Annotated in this window: 23 protein-coding genes and 1 tRNA gene; 1 reads left to right on the top strand and 23 read right to left on the bottom strand. The window is 41.4% G+C overall.

Features of this window, described 5'->3' with window-relative positions:
- Nucleotides 1-17: 17 nt before the first annotated feature.
- The 12 genes from kduI to metK form a co-directional block, all read right to left on the bottom strand.
- Nucleotides 18-860 (bottom strand): 5-dehydro-4-deoxy-D-glucuronate isomerase, encoded by an 843-nt coding sequence (gene kduI / locus DXA05_RS00560; protein WP_008023755.1) that lies wholly within the window; start codon nucleotides 858-860, stop codon nucleotides 18-20.
- 409 nt (nucleotides 861-1,269) lie between these two features.
- Nucleotides 1,270-1,340, bottom strand: a tRNA-Gln gene (locus tag DXA05_RS00550).
- A 107-nt stretch (nucleotides 1,341-1,447) separates the two neighbouring features.
- Nucleotides 1,448-2,740 carry a tyrosine--tRNA ligase gene (gene tyrS / locus DXA05_RS00545; protein WP_087317989.1) on the bottom strand — a complete coding sequence of 431 codons (1,293 nt, stop codon included), beginning with the start codon at nucleotides 2,738-2,740 and terminating at the stop codon, nucleotides 1,448-1,450.
- A gap of 87 nt (nucleotides 2,741-2,827) precedes the next feature.
- On the bottom strand, nucleotides 2,828-3,514 hold the full coding sequence (locus DXA05_RS00540) for a TatD family hydrolase (protein ID WP_087317990.1): 687 nt from the start codon (nucleotides 3,512-3,514) through the stop codon (nucleotides 2,828-2,830).
- A gap of 24 nt (nucleotides 3,515-3,538) precedes the next feature.
- Nucleotides 3,539-3,760, bottom strand: a complete 222-nt coding sequence (yidD, locus tag DXA05_RS00535; protein ID WP_032841922.1) for a membrane protein insertion efficiency factor YidD — start codon at nucleotides 3,758-3,760, stop codon at nucleotides 3,539-3,541.
- Nucleotides 3,761-3,810: 50 nt separating this feature from the next.
- Nucleotides 3,811-4,200 carry a ribonuclease P protein component gene (rnpA, locus tag DXA05_RS00530; protein ID WP_009040713.1) on the bottom strand — a complete coding sequence of 130 codons (390 nt, stop codon included), beginning with the start codon at nucleotides 4,198-4,200 and terminating at the stop codon, nucleotides 3,811-3,813.
- A 5-nt stretch (nucleotides 4,201-4,205) separates the two neighbouring features.
- Nucleotides 4,206-4,952, bottom strand: coding sequence for a uroporphyrinogen-III synthase (locus DXA05_RS00525; RefSeq protein WP_008023747.1), 747 nt, complete (start codon nucleotides 4,950-4,952; stop codon nucleotides 4,206-4,208).
- Nucleotides 4,953-4,956: 4 nt separating this feature from the next.
- Complete coding sequence (locus DXA05_RS00520; protein WP_049701501.1) at nucleotides 4,957-5,790, bottom strand: DUF4271 domain-containing protein; 834 nt, start codon at nucleotides 5,788-5,790, stop codon at nucleotides 4,957-4,959.
- Complete coding sequence (locus DXA05_RS00515) at nucleotides 5,787-6,374, bottom strand: TIGR00730 family Rossman fold protein (RefSeq protein WP_049702242.1); 588 nt, start codon at nucleotides 6,372-6,374, stop codon at nucleotides 5,787-5,789. Before DXA05_RS00515 ends, DXA05_RS00520 begins: the two co-directional genes overlap by 4 nt.
- Nucleotides 6,375-6,874: 500 nt before the next feature.
- On the bottom strand, nucleotides 6,875-7,246 hold the full coding sequence (locus DXA05_RS00510) for a DUF3244 domain-containing protein (protein ID WP_128858631.1): 372 nt from the start codon (nucleotides 7,244-7,246) through the stop codon (nucleotides 6,875-6,877).
- A gap of 126 nt (nucleotides 7,247-7,372) precedes the next feature.
- Nucleotides 7,373-9,040, bottom strand: a complete 1,668-nt coding sequence (locus DXA05_RS00505) for a tetratricopeptide repeat protein (protein ID WP_120068316.1) — start codon at nucleotides 9,038-9,040, stop codon at nucleotides 7,373-7,375.
- A gap of 182 nt (nucleotides 9,041-9,222) precedes the next feature.
- Complete coding sequence (gene metK, locus DXA05_RS00500) at nucleotides 9,223-10,515, bottom strand: methionine adenosyltransferase (protein WP_008023738.1); 1,293 nt, start codon at nucleotides 10,513-10,515, stop codon at nucleotides 9,223-9,225.
- Between the two features lie 228 nt (nucleotides 10,516-10,743).
- Between metK and DXA05_RS00495 the strand changes: the two genes are divergently transcribed.
- The gene (locus DXA05_RS00495; protein ID WP_008023736.1) at nucleotides 10,744-10,932 is read left to right on the top strand and encodes a hypothetical protein; all 189 of its coding nucleotides are present in this window, start codon (nucleotides 10,744-10,746) and stop codon (nucleotides 10,930-10,932) included.
- Here DXA05_RS00495 and folK read toward each other — a convergent pair.
- The 11 genes from folK to DXA05_RS00440 all read right to left on the bottom strand — a co-directional run bounded on the left by folK (nucleotide 10,907) and on the right by DXA05_RS00440 (nucleotide 22,919).
- On the bottom strand, nucleotides 10,907-11,392 hold the full coding sequence (folK, locus tag DXA05_RS00490; protein WP_128858630.1) for a 2-amino-4-hydroxy-6-hydroxymethyldihydropteridine diphosphokinase: 486 nt from the start codon (nucleotides 11,390-11,392) through the stop codon (nucleotides 10,907-10,909). The genes DXA05_RS00495 and folK overlap by 26 nt on opposite strands.
- The gene (gene queA, locus DXA05_RS00485) at nucleotides 11,392-12,450 is read right to left on the bottom strand and encodes a tRNA preQ1(34) S-adenosylmethionine ribosyltransferase-isomerase QueA (protein ID WP_004302895.1); all 1,059 of its coding nucleotides are present in this window, start codon (nucleotides 12,448-12,450) and stop codon (nucleotides 11,392-11,394) included. Before queA ends, folK begins: the two co-directional genes overlap by 1 nt.
- A 17-nt stretch (nucleotides 12,451-12,467) precedes the next feature.
- Nucleotides 12,468-13,190: a tRNA pseudouridine(55) synthase TruB gene (gene truB, locus DXA05_RS00480; protein ID WP_004302892.1), complete on the bottom strand. Its 723-nt coding sequence runs from the start codon at nucleotides 13,188-13,190 to the stop codon at nucleotides 12,468-12,470.
- A complete protein-coding gene (locus DXA05_RS00475; RefSeq protein WP_128858629.1) occupies nucleotides 13,190-13,981 on the bottom strand; it encodes an undecaprenyl-diphosphate phosphatase in 792 nt (263 codons plus the stop codon). The genes truB and DXA05_RS00475 overlap by 1 nt, the downstream gene beginning before the upstream one ends.
- Nucleotides 13,982-13,990: 9 nt before the next feature.
- A complete protein-coding gene (locus DXA05_RS00470) occupies nucleotides 13,991-14,227 on the bottom strand; it encodes a DUF3098 domain-containing protein (RefSeq protein WP_128858628.1) in 237 nt (78 codons plus the stop codon).
- Between the two features lie 113 nt (nucleotides 14,228-14,340).
- Nucleotides 14,341-15,222, bottom strand: coding sequence for a permease-like cell division protein FtsX (locus DXA05_RS00465; RefSeq protein ID WP_128858627.1), 882 nt, complete (start codon nucleotides 15,220-15,222; stop codon nucleotides 14,341-14,343).
- A 3-nt stretch (nucleotides 15,223-15,225) separates the two neighbouring features.
- Entirely contained in the window at nucleotides 15,226-16,125 is a 900-nt protein-coding gene (locus DXA05_RS00460; protein ID WP_004298876.1) for a methyltransferase domain-containing protein, read from the bottom strand.
- 388 nt (nucleotides 16,126-16,513) lie between these two features.
- The gene (locus DXA05_RS00455; protein ID WP_128858626.1) at nucleotides 16,514-16,843 is read right to left on the bottom strand and encodes a hypothetical protein; all 330 of its coding nucleotides are present in this window, start codon (nucleotides 16,841-16,843) and stop codon (nucleotides 16,514-16,516) included.
- Between the two features lie 92 nt (nucleotides 16,844-16,935).
- Nucleotides 16,936-17,316, bottom strand: coding sequence for an Imm65 family immunity protein (locus tag DXA05_RS00450; protein WP_258998519.1), 381 nt, complete (start codon nucleotides 17,314-17,316; stop codon nucleotides 16,936-16,938).
- 264 nt (nucleotides 17,317-17,580) lie between these two features.
- The gene (locus DXA05_RS00445) at nucleotides 17,581-17,958 is read right to left on the bottom strand and encodes a hypothetical protein (RefSeq protein WP_256331860.1); all 378 of its coding nucleotides are present in this window, start codon (nucleotides 17,956-17,958) and stop codon (nucleotides 17,581-17,583) included.
- A 5-nt stretch (nucleotides 17,959-17,963) separates the two neighbouring features.
- A complete protein-coding gene (locus tag DXA05_RS00440; protein ID WP_258998517.1) occupies nucleotides 17,964-22,919 on the bottom strand; it encodes an RHS repeat-associated core domain-containing protein in 4,956 nt (1,651 codons plus the stop codon).
- Between the last annotated feature and the right edge of the window lie 35 nt (nucleotides 22,920-22,954).

Here is a 22,954-nt window from a genome sequence, read left to right as displayed (position 1 = left end):
GAAAACTATTGGATTTGTTATTTCAAATCTGTAATCAACGAGAAGTCCTGATCGCCATAGTCGAGGTTCTCACCACCCATTCCCCAGATAAAGGTATAGTTGTGGGTAGCAGCAGCCGAGTGGATAGACCATTCGGGCGAAAGAACAGCCTGATCGCCTTTCATCCATACGTGACGTGTTTCGCCTACCTCACCCATAAAATGGCAGATAGCATGATCTTCGGGAATCTCGAAATAGAAGTAGGCTTCCATACGACGGCTGTGTACGTGGGCCGGCATCGTATTCCATACACTTCCCGGAGCCAGTTCCGTCATACCCATCTGCAACTGGCAGGTGGGCAACACCTGATTCACCAGCATCTTATTGATATTACGGTGGTTGGAGCCTTCCAAAGAACCCATTTCAGCTACTACGGCATCGGCTTTCGTCACCTTACGGTCGGGATAATTGCGATGTGCAGTCAGTGAGTTGAAGTAGAATTTGGCAGGATGAGCAGCGTCCTTGCTTTCGAAAGTCACTTCACGGTCGCCCGAACCCAGATAAAGAGCTTCTTTATAATCCAGTTCGAAGGTTGCGTCGCCCGCTTTCACAATACCGGGACCGCCGACATTGTAAATACCCATTTCGCGACGGGTGAGGAAGAACGGAGCTTTCAGCGGATCGATTGCTTCAAGCGTCAGCACCTCTCCTACCGGCAGCGCACCACCTACCACCATACGGTCGTACATGGAATATACCATATTTACTTCATTGGGGACAAATATCTTTTCAATTAAGAAATCTCTGCGGATTCTTGTAGTATCATAACTTTTTGCATCTTCAGGATGCGCAGCATAGCGAATTTCATAGTTCGTTTTCATACCTTATTTATTTATAGTTATTGAATAAGTTCTCTTTCTACGTGCACTTCGTTTACGTACACGATGCAAAAATAGCAAAAGAAAACGGGTTTACCTTGCAATTTTGTTCCAATTATCCACCAAAAATGTCCAGAATCTGTGCAATGTACACTTTTTTAACGAACTATAATACGATTTGGGAGAGATTTCTACCTAATACAGTTTGAACCTTCTATAATAAAATACAAGCTATTCAACGACCAACACGATAAGCATTAAAATAGTCAATATAACGAATAAAATAAGATTAATGAATTCTATATACGCTGATCCCCTATATACTTCAATTTTATAAGGATATACAAAAACGACGACTTCAGAGTCACGAAAGAAAAGCCCCGAAAGATGTCTCTTTCGGGGCTTTTCTTCGTTGGACTACCAAGATTCGAACTTGGACAAACAGAACCAAAACCTGTTGTGCTACCATTACACCATAGTCCAAACTTATGTGCTTTCTGTTAAAAAGCGGTGCAAAGATAGAGGTTTGCAAGCAAACCTCCAAATATTTCGTTCACTTTTTTACATTCTATCGAGTGAATCGTGCATTATTACTTTGCAATCAGCAAAAAATAGTTCTTTTTACCGCGCTGAACAAGCAGATATTTCTCATCGAGCAAGTCAGCAGTTGTGATTACCTGATCAAAGACCGTTAGTTTCTCTTTGTTCAACGAAACGCCACCGCCTTGAACCAACTTACGCATCTCACCTTTCGAAGCAAATACAGCCGCATTATCGACGAACAAATCTACTGCCTTCACTCCTTCTGCCAACGCATCACGGGAAATCTCAAATTGGGGTACTCCTTCAAATACAGCCAGCAATGTATCCTCGTCCAATTTGCGCAAAGCGTCGGAAGTAGCATTACCAAACAAAATATTGGATGCGTCAACCGCTGCGTTATAATCTTCTTCCGAGTGAACCATCACAGTTACTTCTTTAGCCAGACGTTTCTGAAGGAGACGCAAGTGCGGAGCAGCCTGATGTTCGGCAATCAGTGCTTCAATTTCTTCTTTTTCGATAGAAGTGAAGATTTTGATATAACGCTCGGCATCGGAGTCGCTTACATTCAGCCAGAATTGATAGAACTTGTAAGGTGAAGTATAGCGAGGGTCCAGCCAGATATTTCCGGATTCTGTTTTACCAAACTTACCGCCGTCAGCTTTTGTAATCAGCGGGCAAGTCAGTGCGAACACCTCTCCCCCATTGGTACGGCGGATCAATTCGGCACCGGTAGTAATGTTTCCCCATTGGTCGGAACCACCCATCTGAAGCTTACAGCCCTTTGTTTCATACAAATGAAGGAAGTCATATCCTTGAAGCAACTGATAAGTGAACTCGGTAAATGACAATCCATCACGCGCTTCACCATTCAGACGGCGTTTTACAGAGTCTTTTGCCATCATATAATTCACAGTAATGTGCTTACCTACTTCGCGAGCAAAATCGAGGAAAGTGAAATCTTTCATCCAGTCATAATTGTTCACCAGTTCGGCACGGTTAGGCACATCCGACTCGAAGTCGAGGAACTTGGCAAGCTGATTTTTAATACATGCCTGATTGTGACGCAATGTTTCCTCGTTCAGCAGGTTACGTTCTGCTGATTTTCCGGAAGGGTCTCCAATCATACCTGTAGCGCCACCGATCAGTGCCAACGGCTTATGACCGCAGCGTTGGAAATGACGAAGGATCATCACTCCACAAAGGTGACCAATGTGTAGCGAATCAGCAGTCGGGTCGATACCCAAATAGGCAGTCACCTGCTCTTTGCTTAACAACTCTTCTGTTCCCGGCATAATGTCCTGCAACATGCCACGCCATCTCAATTCTTCTACAAAATTCATCGTATTACTCTATTAATTAGTTGTTTTTTATTGTATTTCAATCCCATGTGCGACAAAAGTACGACTCTTTCTCGGAAGATACAACTCTTATGCCCTAAAAAAGACATTTTGGATATTTCGGCGGATCGTCTCACGCAACACTTCCACTTCTACCCCACGCACTTTGGCTGCCCGACACAGGATATCTTCAATATCAAGCGAACTGTTGTCCGTTTCCAGAAACAACCGTTCGTCGGGTACTGTCTGCATCGTTTCATCAGGATAATGTTCTCCAAAAGAGAGATAAAAGCCCTTTTTCAACAACTGCATCGCCTGCTCCGTTTTTCCACGGAAACCATGCCATATCCAAGCTTGTTGGGGACGAAATTCTTTTTTCACTGCTAACAGCTCGTCCATTGCTTTCACGCAGTGGATAATCAACGGCAAACCATACTCTTCCGACAGCCTCACCTGCGCTTTAAACACCGTTAACTGAAGTTCCATTGAAGCTACTGCCAATTTATCCAATCCCGCTTCTCCTACGGCGACAAACTGCTTTTTCCGCAACTGCTGCTTAAGATAATCCAAAAGCTGTCCGGCATTATGCTCTGTCAACTCCCAGGGATGAATGCCGACAGAATAATAATATCCCCTATCCACTTCCACATCTCCTGCGAAAGGCATATACAATGGAGAGTCCGCCAACAGCGGATAATTCACGATAGATTTTCCCAGAGAATCGGCCTCCAGTTTATGAGTATGAATATCCAAAATGTCAGTCACATTCTTTTTCATCTTCTATTTCTCATTTTAATTGCTTCAAGGTACGGGATCATAGCCGGAACCACCCCAGGGATGGCATCGCAGAATACGCCGGACAGCGAGGTAAAGCCCCTTTACAGGACCGTGTTTCTTAATTGCTTCGACAGCATAAGCCGAACAAGTTGGCGTGAATCGACAAGAGGGAGGAGTAAGAGGCGAAATACAAACCCGATAAAAGTAGATGGGAACAAGCAACAAGAAAGAGAATACTTTCCTCAAAATTCCCGTTACGAATACCCACAGGGCAGATATCCGGGAGTTACGAGGTTTCATGAGGATAGTTTTTCAGAGATGCGCGCAAGCGCTATTTTCATCTTTTCTTCCAATTCGGAAGTTGCAATAAGCTCGTCCGACAGATAGATAAAGGCAACGGCTAACCGCTGCTCCCGGCGTTGCAATTCGTCCACCAGGAGAGATTTGTTCTTCCGGTAGGCTTCGCGTATCTGACGTTTCACACGGTTGCGTTTCACCGCTCGTTTAAAACGACGTTTCGATACACTGATTAGTATAGAAGCAGGAGCCTCGCCCTGCTCAACAGGCATATATACAACGCGTATCGGAAAGATGGAAAACGACTTCGAAACGCCGCCTTCAAACATCTTTCCGATCAAAATTTTACTATTCAGCCTTTCGGCTTTACACAAAGTATATATACCCACTCTGTTTATTTATTGTTTTCTCTGATAAACATATCAAGTGCGGCAGTCATTGACGGAGCCTGCACCGTAGGAGCTTCAAGGTCCAGACGGAGACCTGCGTCACGTACAGCCTGTGCGGTAGTAGAGCCGAAAGTGCCGATCTTAATCTCTCTCTGATTAAAATCAGGGAAGTTCTTCTTCAATGAAGTCACTCCGGCAGGGCTGAAGAACACTAACATGTCATAATCAAACTCCTCGTCCGGTGTAAAGTCGTTGCTCACTGTACGGTACATCACAGCTTCTGTATGCTGAATGTTATTCTTGTCGAGCAAGTTTTTCACATCGTCATTGTGTACGTCTGACATCGGAACGAGATATTTCTCCGTTTTATGCTTCACAATGGAAGGTATCAGGTCCTCAATCTTTCCGGTAGCTCCGAAGAAGATCTTACGCTTGCGGTATTGCACATATTTCTGAATATACAATGCAACAGCTTCCGTCACGCAGAAATACTTCATCGTTTCGGGAATTGTCACGCGCAATTCAGTACACAAAGTGAAAAAATGGTCAATAGCATGGCGCGAAGTGAATATTACGGCAGTGTGGTCGAGAATCGAAATTTTCTGTTGCCGAAATTCTTTCGCCGAAAGACTTTCAACCTTAATAAATGGTCGGAAATCTATTTTAACGCCATACTTTTCAGCTATGTCGTAATAGGGAGATTTCTCTGACGCAGGCTTAGGCTGCGACACTAGTACTTTTTTAATTTTCAACGTCCTAAAATTTTATTAGCAAAATATTGTTCATTTGAATCATACCTTGATAGAGTAGCAAACAAGGTACTATTTCAAGAGCGCAAAAGTACAAAATTAATAGGAAAAGCCCGCTAAATTGATGAAAAAAAAGCTTTATCCACTTATAAAACATCAATATTTTAGTGAAAATTAAAATAATAGCCCCAATTATGACCAAATTTGTGAGACTTAAATCAAAATAAACTAGAAAAAGAACGAATGGAAAGAGGGCAAATCCGACATAATATATGAGCGCAGAATAGGATTCCAGCCATATATTTGTCTTATTTTTATCAAAAAACGTCCACCCAAGAAACATGTAAATCAGCCATTTTAGTAAGAAATAAGCAAGGCAGAATCCAACGTAGATACCCAGCAAAAGGAGGGGGGATACCCGGTTCATCAAAGCAGGGCATGTATCATGAAAATAATTGAGAAATGTGATACCCGACAAGACACAAGTCTGCAACACAAGCACAAGGAGATAACGCACATCGGCTGCCGTAGAACTATCAAAAATACTCGTTCGTTCACGGTGCAATACAAAGTCTTTCACCTGTTGGGAGAGAAATTTCTTTCCGCGCGCCAAGGCTATGGAGGAAAGAAAGAAGCAAGCCAGCAAGGTCAACGCAATGGCATCGTCCGTGCGGGGAGAGTAGGAGATAGGTGTCCCCTCAAAGCCGGAATCAACTTCTTGCACAGCATGAAGATCAACCAACTGCAGACTATCAGTGTCCGCCTTTGCCGGACTAGTCTGGTTCTGCCGAAGAAGGGACAGCGTATCCGCACTTCGGGAACTTAATATATCGCCTATCATATCGCCGCAAATTTACGAATGGAAATGTCCCATACAGGAGTTTCATAAAGCAATTGAACCGCTTCTTCCGGCGTCTGCGCCACTTTCCATATATCACCATGCTGCCGGCGCATAAAGTTCTCATCAATAGCCTTTTCAAGCATTTCGAGGAGTGGATCGAAGAATCCGTTTATATTGAGGATTACAATCGGATTGAGATATAATCCCAATTGTTTCCAGGTAATAATCTCCAGCAGCTCTTCAAGGGTACCGCATCCACCGGGCAAAGCAATAATGCCATCGCTCAAATCTGCCATCTTCCGCTTGCGTTCGTGCATGGATTCTACTTCAATCAGTTCTGTCAATCCCGTATGATGCCAGTTTTGCTCTACCATAAAACGAGGAATCACACCTGTCACCTCACCACCATTTTTCAATACAGCATCTGCCATAGAACGCATCAGGCCAATACTTCCGGCTCCATTTATCAAACGAATACGGTGTTCGGCAAGCAAACGGCCGAGAGTATCGGCTGCTTGGAAGTAAACAGCGTCTATCTTGGTACTGGAAGCACTATATACACATACGGAATTTATCTGATTCATCTTCATCACTATCCATTATTATATCGAGAAGGCAAAATTACGAAAAAATTCCGTTATTCACATTCAACTTAATCAGAGATCATTTTTATCTCTACATTTATCTATCCCTATAAAAAAAATCTTGGACTCCTTATCCAGAAGTCCAAGAACCTTTCTCACAAAGAATACATCTATCACAGATATCTCATCTACTAACAGGTGTATCAAATTGTTGCTGAATGAACTTTATTATTCGAATCATAAAATCATTCGAACACCCTACCAGTAGTATTCAGCATACAATTTAAAAAAGTGATTTTAATTCTACGTTTCAATATACCTTTATGCGCCTTTCACAAGGTTTATTAAGCCCACGGATAGAATTTACCGATCTTTCCCCTTTCGGTCATCTAATCGCCATTTCAGCAATGCGCCATATATTTCAACAGCGGGGCTTCATCAGTTAATGATTTAGGTATATCATCATTATGTTAGTTGCAAATAATATATATTTCAAAGATTTATTCTAATTCAAAATCTCCGGTAAAGGCCTCCTTTGGAAGTTGTATCTCCAAAGTATATTTACCTTTCTCCTCACCTGTAAGATCAATATAAACCTTATCTACATTTAAATCAGTAGACGTATAAACAACTTCATCTGTTTCTGCATTCTTTATGATAACAGTCACAGTAGGAACAGTAGAAAGAAGGTCGATAGACAACAATGAGTTTTCAATAAAAGCAGCAGGAGTAACAGGGACAGATCGATGTTGTACCTCTGTTTTATTCTTTAGCCTGATTTGACGTGCAGATATCATTTCATGTGCAAAGGAAAACATACTTACTTGAAGTAAGACAGTCAACAACAAAAAAGGTAAAAATTTAGCTTTCATAATAAATGGGTTTAAAATTTCGCTTCAAAAATACACAGATGAAGTAAAATAAACGATTTTTATGTGGTAACAATGGTAACAGTTCTCCATTTAGATGTAAAACAGAGCTAGAAAAACCTATATATATCACTGAAGATCAACACCAAACACACGATCAAAAATTTGAGTATCCATTTTGTTCTTTATACGATTTTTGCGTGTCTTAAGAGCATCAGACGTGGCATCCATCAACTCCATCATAACAGTTTTTGAACAACAAAGCAATGAAAGAACACAATAAAATAGATCATCACCTGTTAAAGCCGGATAGCGCTCCTTCAAATTCATCATCACATCAACAAATGCATTAGAAATGGTAGAACGTATATCTTTCCTCAAGCTACGCATTGCCAATAATTGCTTATGAGTTGCTTTCTCCAACGCTTCCAATTGATCGTAACAATCAGTTGTTTTAAGTACAGATATACATAATTGAATTTGTTGCTCTGTCAACTCCGATCTTTTCTTATCTAAATCTTCTTTATTAGATTCAGAAACCTCTTCTTCTTTGAGTAACATAGTATCCACCCGCCTTTGGGTTAATTCACGTTGCAATGCTATATAACGCTTTTTCCTCTTCCTATCATTCCACATAAAACAAAAGACACAAATAATCATCAAGAAAAAGAATGTAAAAACCAAAGTAAAAACCAACATTTTAGTATGCTCCGACAATAACCTCTTATGTTCTTCTAATTGATGCTTATCCATTAACCGATTGAGTTCTTCATTGTCATTCATAATCTGCATAGAATCATAAAGTACTCTATATGCATCCATATTTTCTGTTGCGACCTTCCATTCACCTCTTTTCTTTGCAATTTGATGCATTCCATCATAACAAACAGCCTTGCCATAAATATTAAGTCGATCTATATTCTTACTAAAGAAATAACTGGCAGAATCAAGCCTATTTAAGTTCAACATAATTTGAGCTTTTGACAAACAGACATTAACAGCATCGTCTCCTTGTATCATCATTGCTTTTGACACATATTTATCGGCCTGAACATAGTCTTTTTTTTCATTGTAAACCATAGCAAGATCATGATAAAGAGCCCCTATCAAACTAGAGTCTTGCTCTGCTGATGCATAGTCAAGAGCTTTTTGATAATAAAACAATGCGCTATCCTTCTTATTTTGCAATAAACAGATACGCGCAATGCCTCTCAATGGGTATGTCTGCTGACTTTCCCCCTCCAATATCTGATAAGCTTGACGATAAGCCTCAATCGCTATATCATACAAATCATCTTTTTCATAGCAGTCTGCAAGATTATCATAAATCATTGCTAAGAATTCATCCCTAACAGGCATCAATCGAATTGCTGTCAAATACTCTTCTACAGCAAATGAAGTATACCCCATCTCCCGATAAGTAGCTCCCCAGTAATAATGAGCCTTTGCAGCACGCAAACTTTTCTTCTTATCACCATAATAGTCAACAGCCGTTTTTATCAATGAATCATCCTCTAAAGCAATATAGTTTTTATGCCGTGCCTGGGTGAGCAGTAGCGCATAAAGCGCCCGGTCAGCACGTGGCATTTTCTGCGGACAGGTAATTGATTCCAAAATAGATAAGGCACTGTCAGGACATGTCTCCATTAATGAATCAGCGCATAATAACAATGGATTCTTCACTGAAGGAGAGGAACAGGAAGAAAGAGAGACAGACATAAAAATGCTACCTACGCTGACAAGTAAAATAGAGAACACCAATAAATAGCGTTTAGAACAACAACATCTTGTTTTCATTTAGCAGTCTGTTTTATTTTACGATACAAAAGTAGCAATTTCCGATAAAACATACTTAGTAGCCAAAAAACATTTATTTAAATATAACTTATTAAAAATCAAGAGCTACAACTTCAATTTCCATTAAAGGAAGTTGAAATTGCAGCTCTTTCTTAACAAGTTAAGCCCTGTTTCAGACTGTTTTACAGACCAAAAGCAGCTTTAATTTTATCTACGTAGTCGAGTTTTTCCCATGTAAAGAGTTCCACTTCCACAGTTTTGTCTCCTTCGTAACGAGAGAAAAATTTCTTCGTTATCACTTGCGGTTCACGTCCCATGTGACCGTAAGCAGCTGTTTCCTGATAAATAGGATTACGAAGTTTCAGACGTTCCTCGATAGCTTTCGGACGAAGATCGAACAATTGGTCGATAACACGCGCAATCTCGCCATCAGTCATGTTGACGTGAGAACGGCCGTAAGTATCGACAAAGATATTGATCGGACGAGCCACACCGATAGCATAGCTCACCTGTACAAGCATTTCGTCTGCTACACCTGCCGCAACCATATTCTTTGCGATGTGACGTGCTGCATAAGCTGCACTACGGTCTACCTTACTAGGATCTTTTCCGGAGAAAGCGCCACCACCGTGAGCACCTTTACCGCCATAAGTATCAACGATAATCTTACGACCGGTCAAACCGGTATCTCCGTGAGGACCACCGATTACAAATTTTCCGGTAGGATTCACATGATAGATGATTTTATCATTGAACAGTGCCAATACCTTATCGTGATGAATAGAAGCAATTACACGAGGCATCAGAATCTCGATCACATCACGGCGGATGATAGACAACATTTCTTCGTCAGCTTTCAGTTGAGCAGCTTGAGAGTCATCTTCCGGTTGGATAAAGTCATCATGTTGTGTAGAAACAACGATTGTATCGATACGAACAGGCGTTCCGTTGTCATCATATTCGATAGTAACCTGGCTTTTGGCATCGGGGCGGAGGTAAGTCATTACCTTTCCTTCACGACGGATGTCGGCCAGCACTTGCAGAATGCGGTGTGCCAAATCAAGAGAAAGCGGCATGTAGTTTTCCGTTTCATTGGTAGCATAACCAAACATCATTCCCTGGTCGCCTGCACCCTGTTCCATCGGATCCTGACGCTCTACACCACGGTTGATATCGGGGCTTTGCTCATGAATAGCGGAAAGTACACCACAAGAGTTGCTTTCGAACATGTACTCTCCTTTGGTATAACCGATTTTCTTAATCACTTCGCGTGCGATGAGTTGTAGGTCAACGTACGCTTTTGTTTTCACTTCACCCGCTAGCACCACTTGTCCGGTAGTCACTAGTGTTTCGCAAGCTACTTTCGAACTGGGGTCGTAAGCCAACAGTTTGTCAAGCACGGCATCCGATATTTGATCGGCTACCTTGTCGGGGTGTCCTTCTGACACCGATTCGGATGTAAATAAGTATCCCATCTTTCTTAAATTAAGAATTAAAAAATAAGAATCAAGAATGAGAGAGTAGGAGAGGCGAGTGCTGCAAAGGATAAGCCGAAAGGCGTCAATCAGACGTGTTTTAGCATTTTTTTCCGTGGTTGCAAGCTACTCAAATCTGTCCACACTTTCATTTCGGTTGCAAAGATAAAGAGATTTTGGAGATAATGAGTATCTTTGCCACGTATTTAACACATAAATAGATTTATAATGATTCTAAATAAGAAATTAAAAACGCTTTTGGTGCTGGCGCTCTATGTAGGATTCACGATTGCTATCTACGCCATTGTTTGCCATTTCATCGACAAGCCGTTTCAGGAGATTCATTTGCTGTATGCAGTACTGATAGGATGCATCGCCTATTTGCCGGTGTTTATTGCGGAGAAAAAGAAGAAGTAAGCTCTTTCATCGTTTTTCCGAGTACCGGATGCACTAATCCGGGAGCAATTTCCGCCAGTGGTTTCATAACGAAGTCACGTTCTGCCATCAACGGATGGGGGAGGGTTAACTCTGCTCCGGAAGCAGAGGTCACAGAAAGCACTAAATCTTCATAAAGTAACAGGTCAATATCAATCAGGCGGTCGCTATATATTCCATTGACGGACTTTTTGGTACGCCCCAGCTCCTTTTCAATCATTTGCGTCTCTTGCAATACTTCCAATGGAGATAATTCCGTCTCTACACAAGCGGCCGCATTCAGGAAACTGTTTTCAGAAGCAAATCCCCAAGGGGCAGTAACATAAAAAGCAGACAGGGAAACTACGTTCCCTACCTGCTCTTCTATTTTTTGCACGGCACCCCGGAGATTCTGTTCTTTATCTCCAAGGTTAGTGCCGAGTCCCAAATATACTTTTGCCATTATTTGTCCAGAATCAGCATTGCATCTCCATACGTGCCGAAACGGTAACCTTCCTTCAAAGCTACATGGTAAGCATCCATCACCTGGTCATAACCACCGAAAGCAGCTACAATCATCAGCAGGGTAGAAAGCGGCATGTGGAAATTGGAAATCATTGAATTGGCTACGGTAAACTCATACGGAGGGAAGATAAACTTATTAGTCCACCCTTCGAATTCCTTCAAATGTCCGTCGGTGCTGACTGCGCTTTCAATAGCACGCATTACGGTCGTACCTACCGCACAAACATTTCTGCCGTTATCTTTGGCACGGTTAACGGTTTTCACCGCCATTTCGTTTACAAACATTTGTTCCGAATCCATCTTATGCTTTGTCAAGTCTTCTACGTCAATGTCGCGGAAGTTACCCAAACCAGCGTGCAAAGTGATATATGCAAAATCTATACCTTTGATTTCCAAACGTTTCATCAACTCACGGCTGAAGTGCAAACTAGCAGTCGGAGCAGTCACCGCACCTTCGTTCTTCGCAAAGATAGACTGGAAACGTTCAGCATCTTCCGGTTCCACGGGACGGTTGATGATAGAGTGGGGAAGGGGAGTCTCACCCAAAGAGTACAAAGCCTTTTTGAACTCATCATGAGGTCCGTCATAAAGGAAACGGAGCGTACGCCCACGGGAAGTGGTGTTATCAATCACTTCGGCCACCATCGAATCATCCGGACCGAAATACAGTTTGTTACCGATACGGATCTTACGTGCCGGATCGACCAATACATCCCACAAACGAAGTTCTTCATTCAACTCACGCAACAAGAATACTTCGATACGAGCACCTGTCTTTTCCTTGTTACCATACAAACGGGCAGGGAATACCTTCGTATCGTTGAATATAAACACATCTTTATCATCAAAGTAGTCCAACACATCTTTGAACATCTTGTGCTCAATCTTACCTGTATTACGATGCAATACCATCAAACGAGACTCATCCCTATATTTCATAGGATGTAGAGCGATCTTATCCTCGGGTAACTTAAATTTGAATTGTGATAATTTCATATCTATTCCTTATTACGTTAATTATTTTCTTCCTCATTTTCTATTTCCTGTCCGTCAATCCACTCTTTAAAGTGTTCGGGGTTCAGGCAGTCTTCCAACCGGACGTCACCTACACGGGTGCGGATCAATCCTGTCAGATGAGCTCCGCTATGGAGCGCTTCACCAATATCACGCGCCAGAGCACGAATATATGTTCCTTTGCTGCATACGACACGGATTTGAATCATCGGTTCCGGGTCGTCCAGGCGACATTCCAGCAATTCAATCTCGTCGATAACAAGCTGCTTTGCCTTTAGTTCGACTTCTTCGCCTTTCCGGGCCAGTTCGTAGGCACGTTTACCATCTACCATACAGGCAGAGAAAGCAGGAGGCACCTGATCGATGGCACCGATAAAGCGCGTCAACACTTCTTCCACCAGCTCCCTTGTGATATGCTCGGTAGGGTAGGTGGCATCTATTTCATGTTCCAAATCGTATGACGGGGTAGTAGCACCCAAACGCAACGTTGCGACGTACTCCTTCGTGTGATATTGAAACTCTTCTATTCGTTTGGTTGCCTTGCCTGTGCATACAATCATCACCCCCGTTGCAAGAGGATCCAACGTTCCGGCATGGCCGACTTTTAGTTTCTTCACTCCGATCCGACGGCAAATATGATAGCGGGCGTGCCCTACTACCTTAAATGAAGTCCAGCCAAGAGGTTTATTGAAAAACAGTACTTCTCCTTTTTTAAAATTCATCAGCTCAATATAATCGTTACCAACCCTGCTATCGCGCAATAAATAGCGAAATAGATCAGTTTTCCTTTCTTCACCACATTAATCATCCACTTACAAGCCAGGCAACCCGCCACGAAAGCAGCCAGAAAACCGACAATCAGCGAAAACGCAGGAATATCACCTACCACATCTTCGCCCTTCATCATCTTCATTCCATCGAGTAACGCTTCCCCCAAGATAGGCGGAATAACCATCAGGAAAGAAAATTGTGCCAATTTCGCCTTGTTGTCACCCAACAGAAGCCCCGTAGCAATGGTAGACCCCGAACGGGATAACCCCGGCATAACCGCGCAAGCTTGTGCGATACCGATAATCAAAGCATCCTTCATCGAGATTTTTTCTTTCTGACGCGGCTTATAGTAATAAGAGAAAGTCAGCAGGGCGGCAGTCAACAACAACATACAGCCCACAATCAGCAGTCCCGAACCGAAAATCGTCTCCACATAATCCTTAAAGAACACTCCTACGATACCAATCGGGATCATTGAAATCAATATGTTGATGACATATCGCGTCTCATCATTCATCCTGAACTTGAACAAGCCGCGGAAAATCCAGTCTATCTCCTTCCACAGAATCACCAATGTACTACACACCGTAGCTACATGTACCACAATCGTGAATGCCAGATTCTCCTCCCCCTGTATCCCAAACAATGCCGACCCAATGGCCAAATGACCACTACTGCTTACAGGCAAGTACTCTGTCAACCCCTGAATCAGCCCAAGGATTAATGCTTCTAACCAACTCATATTTCTTTATTATTCTACTTTTGTTTTAGGTTTACGCAACACGGCATATATCATAGACAAGAAACCAAACAGGCAAACGACCGGCGCTACCTTGATTCTGCGTACACTGAAAATATCGGGTTCAAAAGAGGTTTCGGACGATGTAGGTCCCGTCATCAATAGAAAGCCGATAATAACAATCGCCATCCCTATCGCGAGCAAGATAAAGTTCACTTTATCAAAGGCAAATTTCTGCTTGTCAGACATAGTTTATTTAATTACAAATTACTAATTACAATCATTCCCTTAATCTATCAGCCGGGCGTTACGGATGCTAACCACACACAAACACAGGTTTGCAATCAGCCGTTCGCCATCCGCTAAATATAGTACAGGCTGTTTGCTTTCATTCTCAAGTATTTATTCATCGAGAAATAGGCGCATAGCCACGTTATTACAATTCCAAATACCAATACGCTTGCACAGACAATCAACATGACTTCGGGCGTGATGACCTGAAGCAATTCCTGCTCGTACGTCACCGCCCAATAGGCGGTTCCCATCAATACGGAATCGGCAACAATGGCTGCCAGTATTCCGCTCCATACATTCTTTCGGAGGAATGGTCCTCGAATGAATCCCCAACTCGCCCCTACCAGTTTCATTGTATGAATGAGGAAGCGTTTCGAGTAGATGGCCAGCCTTATTGTATTGTTTATCAGAGCAAAAGAAATAAAAGTGAGCACCACTGCCAGAGCGAGTAGCACCAGGCTGATATTTCGTATATTATCATTCACAGCGTCAATCAGTTCCTTTCGATAGAGCACGTCTTGAATATTGGTGTTCTTTTTAATCATTTTCTCTATCCTCGCGATGCTGTCGGAGTTGGCATAGTCGGAATGGAGCTTGATTTCGATGGAAGCGGTAAAGGGGTTATAGCCCAGGAATTCTTCCGGGTCAGTTCCCATTGCCTCCGTCTGCTCTTTCAATGCTTGTTTTTTAGAGATGTATTCAGATTGTTTCACGAAAGGTTCCTGATTCAGTTTTTTCTGAAGTTTCAGTATATCCGCTTCTTTCATGTCGTCACTGATAAGAACGGAGAAACTGATATTCTCGCGGACATATACGGAAAGATTGTGCGCCGTCAATACGAAAAAGACAACCAGTCCTAACAGCAGCAACACCAGTGTCGTACTGATACTCGACGTGATGAACTGCATGTCGAAGATTGAACCTGACTTATATTTGTTTTGATTTCCCATGCGTTATCTCTTTTTTCGGAATACATAAATCATGGAACTACTGCGTTCTTTCCGTCCTAAAGCATTAAACCATGCTAACGTTCCGGCAAACATCCCTTTCAGGAAACTGCACGAACTGCCACGATGTTTTTCGCTCAACATGGATACGTAGAACGCATCGAACGGCATCGGATGACGCGCCGCCATGATAAAGCCATGACGGGAAGCCAGTTGTTGTATAGTGCCCGGAGTGAAATGCCAGAGATGACGGGGAACGTCGTATGCCGCCCAATACTCGCCATAGCGTTGAGCATCATAAGAAGAGCAGTTGGGTACGGCTACAATCAATACTCCTTTTTCTGTCAGCAACTCATGAAGTCGCTGCCACACTTCACCAAGGTGTTCCAGATGTTCCATCACATGCCAAAGGGTGATGACATCAAAACTGCCGGGAGCAAACTCTTTCAGAGCCGATTCGGGCTTTACATCCAGATCGAAATGCAACTTCGCAAACTCACGTGCCTGCGGACTTTTCTCCACCGCCTCCACTTTCCAGCCCCGGCGAACCATCGTGTCGGAAAAGTAACCGGTTCCCGTACCTATATCAAGCAAACGCCCTGTTTTACGATGCGCTTCCTTAGCTACCAGGCGCGCTTTGCGGCCCAGCATATAGGAACGTACATAATGGTAGATATTATTCATCGCGCCTTTGCGCGTATCAGTGTGAGAGATATAGTCGGGAGTCTCATAATACTTGCCTATCTCTGCTTCCACGGGGACTCCTTGTGTGAATGTAAATCCACAGTCCTCACACGAATACAGTTCAAACTGTTCGCCCGAAGCATAAAAATCCGTACAAGTCATGACGCGTTTCAAGTGCGCACCGCCACACACCGGACAAGCATTTATACTGAGTTTCTCCATTAACTATCTAAGCAAAATTAAGTGCTGCCTCGAATGACAAGACAACACTATACCCGAATTTGGTGCAAAGAAACAAATAAAAAGTGATGGATTGGGGTTTCGTTAAGGACTTTTAATAGATAAACCAATTAAGACATCAGTATCTACAATTAGGCTAGCTGAAATATCAAGTACATATTCTGTATGCGTAGACATGTTGCTAGGCAAATTTAATCTATTATATTGAGAAAGCAACCTTTCATTTCCGCATTTATAAAAAGATACCCTGACACAGAATATTTTCTAATTCCATATCAGGGTAAGACACTCTGTTTTATCGAACAATAATATAAAAAAACTACCCTGACACTTAAGAATATTTCTATAACATGTCAAGGTAGTAATCGAGTTATAAATCAGGGAATTTTACAAGTTTTTCAAAATTAGTTTTCCATATATCAAGTTCAAATAGAACTCCATCAACATCCACATTTAAGGATGCAATAACCTCAACTCCATCAATATCTGTAAATTGAAATTCACTAATTTGTCTACCCAATTTCCTACTTTCATTTATTTTCCCCTGTGGAAACAAATACAAACTACCCATTTCCCCATCATCCATTGGACATACTAATAAGCCATTTTTCCAATCTTCAGACATTTCTAAAGATGACTTATGAACAAGTAATTCAATAAGTTGTTCCTCTTGCTTAGTCGGTATTCTATAAAATTTCATGTATTCTTCCTATATTAAATGTTCCATCAGAAAGTTTAAAAGCTGTATACTGTATATTTCGACCACCTATTCTAATAATCTGATTGAAAGGTCTACCAAAGTTGCGGATATTCAAAAAGAAAAGCCGATGATAATACCTTTTTTACCAAAGTTGACCCATTTTCATATTTTCGAAGAGCCAATACCCACCCATCGTCCAAATGGAGATTCTCATGAAAATTAGAATCTGCCACAATTCCTTTTTCAAACAATTCAGTTCGCGACATTTCCTGCTCATCTAATTCTATAAAACAAAGATATTTCCCTTTATAGGTCATCACTTTAGAAGGTAACTCTGCACCATCCGAACCTGGAGAATCCGACCCTTTAATACTATAAATAATGCTGGAATCATTTGATAATACTTCATTTATTTCAATATATGGAGTCTGTAGATATCCACTATCTATCAATACTTTAACTTGTTCTGCCACTCGTTGATGTATCTCCACTGGCGAAAAAGAGGGGGGAAACACATCCTCCCAATAAAATAAATAAGATAACATAAACCAAGTTCTTCATAAGTATATTATTAATATTTTACATATCGTACTAAATCTGTATTACCCAATATTCGAATAGATTTTACCCGACTTTGATTTTTAGTATATTCGTACAACATTCCTTTTCTATCTTTCTTTAGTCCATTATCTTTTAGATAAACTGCATTTCTGCGCTGGGCAGGAGATAGTGCTAAATTACAATGGAATTTGCCTGTAATATTTCGAAATTAATAAAGAGTTACTGTTTGCACAATCAAAATCTATCCAAATAGTTTTTTGTAAAAAATAAAAAAATCGCTGTTCTATCAATACATTATTTAGCTTTGCAGAAACCTTATAAAAGCCAATTTTCATATTTCTTTTTTCTAACAATCTTGGAAGTTCATAAGCCTTTATAAAACCACTATATACTATTTTATCATTCAATGAAATAATAGTATTAATATCTTGGCTATTTTCATACGAGTTCCCTACAAAGATCAATGTAGATCTAGATGCAAAACAAACAATACATACACATAATAACATCAGCCCGACTGTTACCATTAATACTTTTCTATTTTTCAAATTCATTTATATCATCTCCATTTAAGACCTAAACTATAGACATCAACAATATTATTATCATAGTGAACATATGGATAAGGTATTTTTCTATTCATATAATTCAAGGAATTACTACCTCTATTTATATTATATTGTTGTTGCAGCATAACTTTTCTTTGTGTCGAATTACTATTGTGAAAAACACCTCCTTGTTTCATTATATTAAATGGATTCTTTGAATGTAGCAATCCGGCTGCATGTCCAAATTCATGAGTTGCAGTAAAGGTGTTATTGTGAGACAGATTATTAGACAATAAATTATCATTCGCAAAATCCCTTGACGCCAAAGTCATTACTTTTCCACCAGACATACTTGTAACTCCACGAGCCCCTTCACCATCACTATCCGCCAATACAAATAAATGGTCTGCACTTTCAACATCCTTCATAGAAGTTGCCACTTTGAGATCCATATCAACCTTTAAATTATAAGTTTTGCCATCACTCCATTCAAATTCTCCTTCATAAGTACTTTTTATATCAGAAACTATATCTTTGGCAGCTCTCTTCATATTTATATTATCACTTGAATTATTGAATATTTTGGCAGTTACATGCATAGTCACAATATTGTCATTTAAAGTATACCAAATACTATCTCCGTTTATATCTATATTATTCACTGGATTATTTGCTCCATATTGATAAGGAGATAGAGAAACATACTTTTCTAAAAATCTATCAGTCTTCATAAATCTTCCCAATGTTGCATCATACATTCTTGCTCCATAATCATACCAGTCCAATCCGCCTTTCCGATCCAACTCCTTACCATTATACTTATAAGGCTGCATATCATTCTTCGCATTAGACATCAGTCCACCAAAAGGGTAATAATCATTCACTTCATCGACTTTACCTGTCTCATCAGTAACCACACGAATATTTCCCTGATGATCTTTAATGTAGAAATGGAACTTGTTGTCCTGAAAGCTGTAGTAACCCGCCTCATTCAACAACATCTCCAGAGTGCCGTTCTCATAGATCGCATTGCCACAATAAACGGTGGACGTGACGTTATTGTTTATAGTATGCGTGGTACGGACTTTCCTGCCGTCTGCAGCATATTCATATTCAATACTATTCCCGTCAGCAAAGCTAATGTGACTAGGCAAATTTAAGATATTATATTGAATTCCAGTTATCTTTTTGTTTAAATCTTTGGTCAGATTGCCATTTTTATCATATTCATACTCTACCGTTTCATTGACATTATCCTTAAACTCCATACCGTTACCAAATACAGAGTTAGTGGCATTGTCATAAACAGACTGTAATTGATTCCCATGGTAGGTCAGATTCAGATTATCAACCAAACCATAAGAATCCGTATCGGTTTGACCATATCTAAGTAAACCCAAGATATTACCCATTTTGTCATAGCCAGTTATTTGCTCATTGAAGCGGTTCCGGTTTTGTTTTAAGTTAGTACCTTCTCCATAAATAGCATCTTTCAAACGGGAGAGACCGTCATAAGTGAAACTGTAACCCTTTTCTTGCGGATCAATAACTGTAGCCATACCATTTTCGCCACTACGCCAACACATACGACTGATATTACCATTATAACAGGGAGTAGTTCCCTCTAGTGTTTCCTGATAGTTAAGCGTCTGATTAAACAATGGACCATTAATGCCTTTTACCCATGAACGAAGATTATATGCATAATCAGTTCGTAACTCATATACACCATTACGTTTATCTGTTTTCAAACGACCTATCTCATCATACACATTGTCTACTAAAACAATAGGAGTATTATCATTCAACTGATAGCTAGTCTTCAATAGACGGTTGGCATGGTCATACGTATGCCGGTGCAATTCTACGGTTGGTCCAGTGCCAGGAAATGTATGTATACGTTTTTCTTCCAAGGGATTTCCCGAGAAATTATAAGCTGTATGGACAATCTCCGTACCACCCAACTCATTATTACCCCTTTGCTGGATGATCCGGTAACGGTCGTCATAATACATTACCGAATACGTAAAAGTACCCGGACGGGAAGAGAGGAGCGATGTCCAAACCCCGGTCAGCTGCCCTTTACAACCACCTGCATTCCGCTTGCCATAGCCTGTTTCCTCTACGTAAACAGTGGTTATATTATTAGGGATGCCGTTCTTGCCCAAAAACTCATAGTGGTCGTAATAGTTGGCAGACAGGAGGCTCGGAGAATTTAAGGTTATACCTTCCAATTGATAGCCTTTCAACCCGTTCTCTTCATTTGCCCAATCGGCATACACGACGATAGTATCCAAAGGATTGGAAGCATAATCCAACGTATTCGCACAAACTCCGGTCAATACTGTCCGCCCGAAAGCATCGGGAATACTGAAACTCCACTCGTTCCGTTCACGCTGTTCACCGTCTTGGGTAAAAATAGGGCGGTCGGCAGCGTCATAAACGGTATAAACAGGATCGCATCCCGGAAGTTTCTTGTAGATACAGCGGTTATATTTGTCATAATGATAAATATAGGCATATTGCTGAAGAACGGGAGCCGTTTCAGACCATTCTCCTTCATCAAAAAAATAATCGGCTGCCATCGGAGGCAACACCATACACAGGTTGCCATAGTTATCATAAACATGGTACGTATCATAAGATAGTTGATTATCATCAGACTGACGAACGAGAACTATGCGACCGGCCTGGTCTTTAAATTCATAACTCACATGATTATCTTCATCTATCGTGCGAACCACTTCCAATGTTCCGGCATCATATTCACCCGCACAAACCAAACTGTTATTCTTTATGCTATAGCGACACACAATAAAGCAACTGTCGACCCGATCAACAGCATCTTTACTTCCGATGTTAGTCAACACGTCTGTTTTGACCGGATGGTTTTTCCAGGCGGATCCGGGACTATACTTCTTGACAATCCGGTTCAATGAAGAACTATCATATTCAGGATAGCTGAAAGGAGAGCTGTCTTTCTCGTAATAACTTGCTTTACAAACGGCCTCACTGACTTCTGCGGATGGAAGAAAGGCACCGCCGGCAGTCGATTCTGCTACCGGAAGCCAAAGTTTAGACTCGCGGTTAATTCCGTCATACTCCTGCAATGTGAGCAGGTCGGTCCTATAAGGAGTGGCACCGTGAGAAATATGCAGGGAAGGATTGCCGAAATGGTCAAAATATTGTATCTCGCGAAGATAATCACGGGTCTGCAGTCGGGAGAGATCATCTGTGGCGACAGTGGGAGTCAGGGTAATCACACAGGGCTGGCCCTCGGTCGTACACAATGCGTCACTAAAGTTCGGTGCCTCTATCGTTGTTGTAATCCGCCCGTTATCGACACTGCCTTCCGAAACAACATAATAGGTGCCTGAAGGAAGTTTCTTGACCTCGATGCGGGCATGTTTCTCATTCTCACACTGACCTTCTCCCGCATAATTGTCATTGCTATAAAGGAGCTCACCGGATTCATTCAAGATGCTCATATAGGTATCTTCCAGTTCCGAACCGCAATGACTGAACACCACATCCATCTCCTTTTGCAATACCAACTTATAAAATACGTCATTCGTAGGCTTTGCCGGATAAGCATCCGTATAGTCTATAGAGGTATCTCGAGTATCGGAAAAGAAGAGCCCTGCCTTATATGTCCCGGCGTTGATAGCAAATGCTTTTGTGTCTCCCGTTTGTGCAAGAAGCTGCCCGTTCACGGATAGGGAAATGTTCCCATTCTCTTCTGCGTCGGTCACAATATAATAGACGCCCGGAAACAACACGGGTATATGGATGCGGGCACTTTTGGCATTTACACAAGTTCCGTCACCATCCGAATCATCATTGGAATACAGTAACTCCTGCGTTTGAGAAAACAATTGCAAATAGGTGTCCGCAACTTCCGAACCGCAATTATCGACGGTTAGTTCCATCGGGTTTTCAATCTCCAACCGATAGAAAACTTCATTACCGGCTTTCTCCGGAAAGTTGCCGGACATGAGTTCCGAGTTCTGAACATCCGTATATTGAAAGCTGTCCGCCCGGCTGCCTATATCAATAGGACGAGAGAAACTAATACCGGGAGCGTATGTCCGCCCGCTCAGGTGCATCTTATAATTGACTCCCCAAATAGGTGCATCAACATAAATATAAATATAATAAGTGCCCGTCCCCAAGTCATACACATTCAGTTCGTAGTCTGTACCAAGCTTTTGCGTGCGGATGGGAACAACAGGATTATGTAAAGCAGAAAGAAGGTGAACACTGTAAGAATCTTCTTTCTTAGGACACTCAGTTCCATCATCATCCAGACAAACTTCCATCGGCTCCGTCAGCGTGAAACGATAAATTAGATCATGCCGAAAATAATTATCCCAATAGCTGTCACTGGCATTATAATCACATTGATACGGATCCGTATTTATAAATTCGGTCAACGCGAAATTCTCACCAAATGTCCCTAGCTCAAACGGATTGTAAAAATCTTCACCTGCTTCCCGAGGGGTTGTCTTTACATAAATAGTAACATCTTCCGCATCCACCGGTTTATACCCTTCATAGATATTAGGTTTAGCAACCAGATAGTACACGCCAGGCAGCAGACCATATCCACAATCTCCCCATGCTTCCTCTATATAAATATCACGACTCAAAAGAATGCCCGAAGAATTGAGCAAGAAAACAGTACCGCTATAAGTAATACTGGGTTTTGCACTGGCTCTAATCTTCATAGGCTGCGTCACTGTCAATTTGTAGAAAACATCCTTGGATATCAACACTCCCGTATTATCCATATCAGTCGGAGGTGTGAATCCACAGTTAAAATGGGCTGTATTTTGAGTATCTTCATAAGTAAACGGTTCCGAATACGTACCCATATCGATGGCTGTTGCCATTCGTTCTTCCAAAGACTGCCCCCACGAATAGACAGAGCAGAACAACAAGAAAAATAAACATATATAAGTTTTCATAAAAAATCAATTTCATTGTCAAGTTAAACCATTCA

The organism is Bacteroides sp. AM54-2NS (genome assembly GCF_003602935.1).
In the GTDB taxonomy this organism is placed as follows: Bacteria; Bacteroidota; Bacteroidia; order Bacteroidales; family Bacteroidaceae; genus Bacteroides; species Bacteroides xylanisolvens.
Note: the sequence above shows the minus strand (reverse complement) of the source record. Positions and strands in the feature narration are given on the sequence as shown.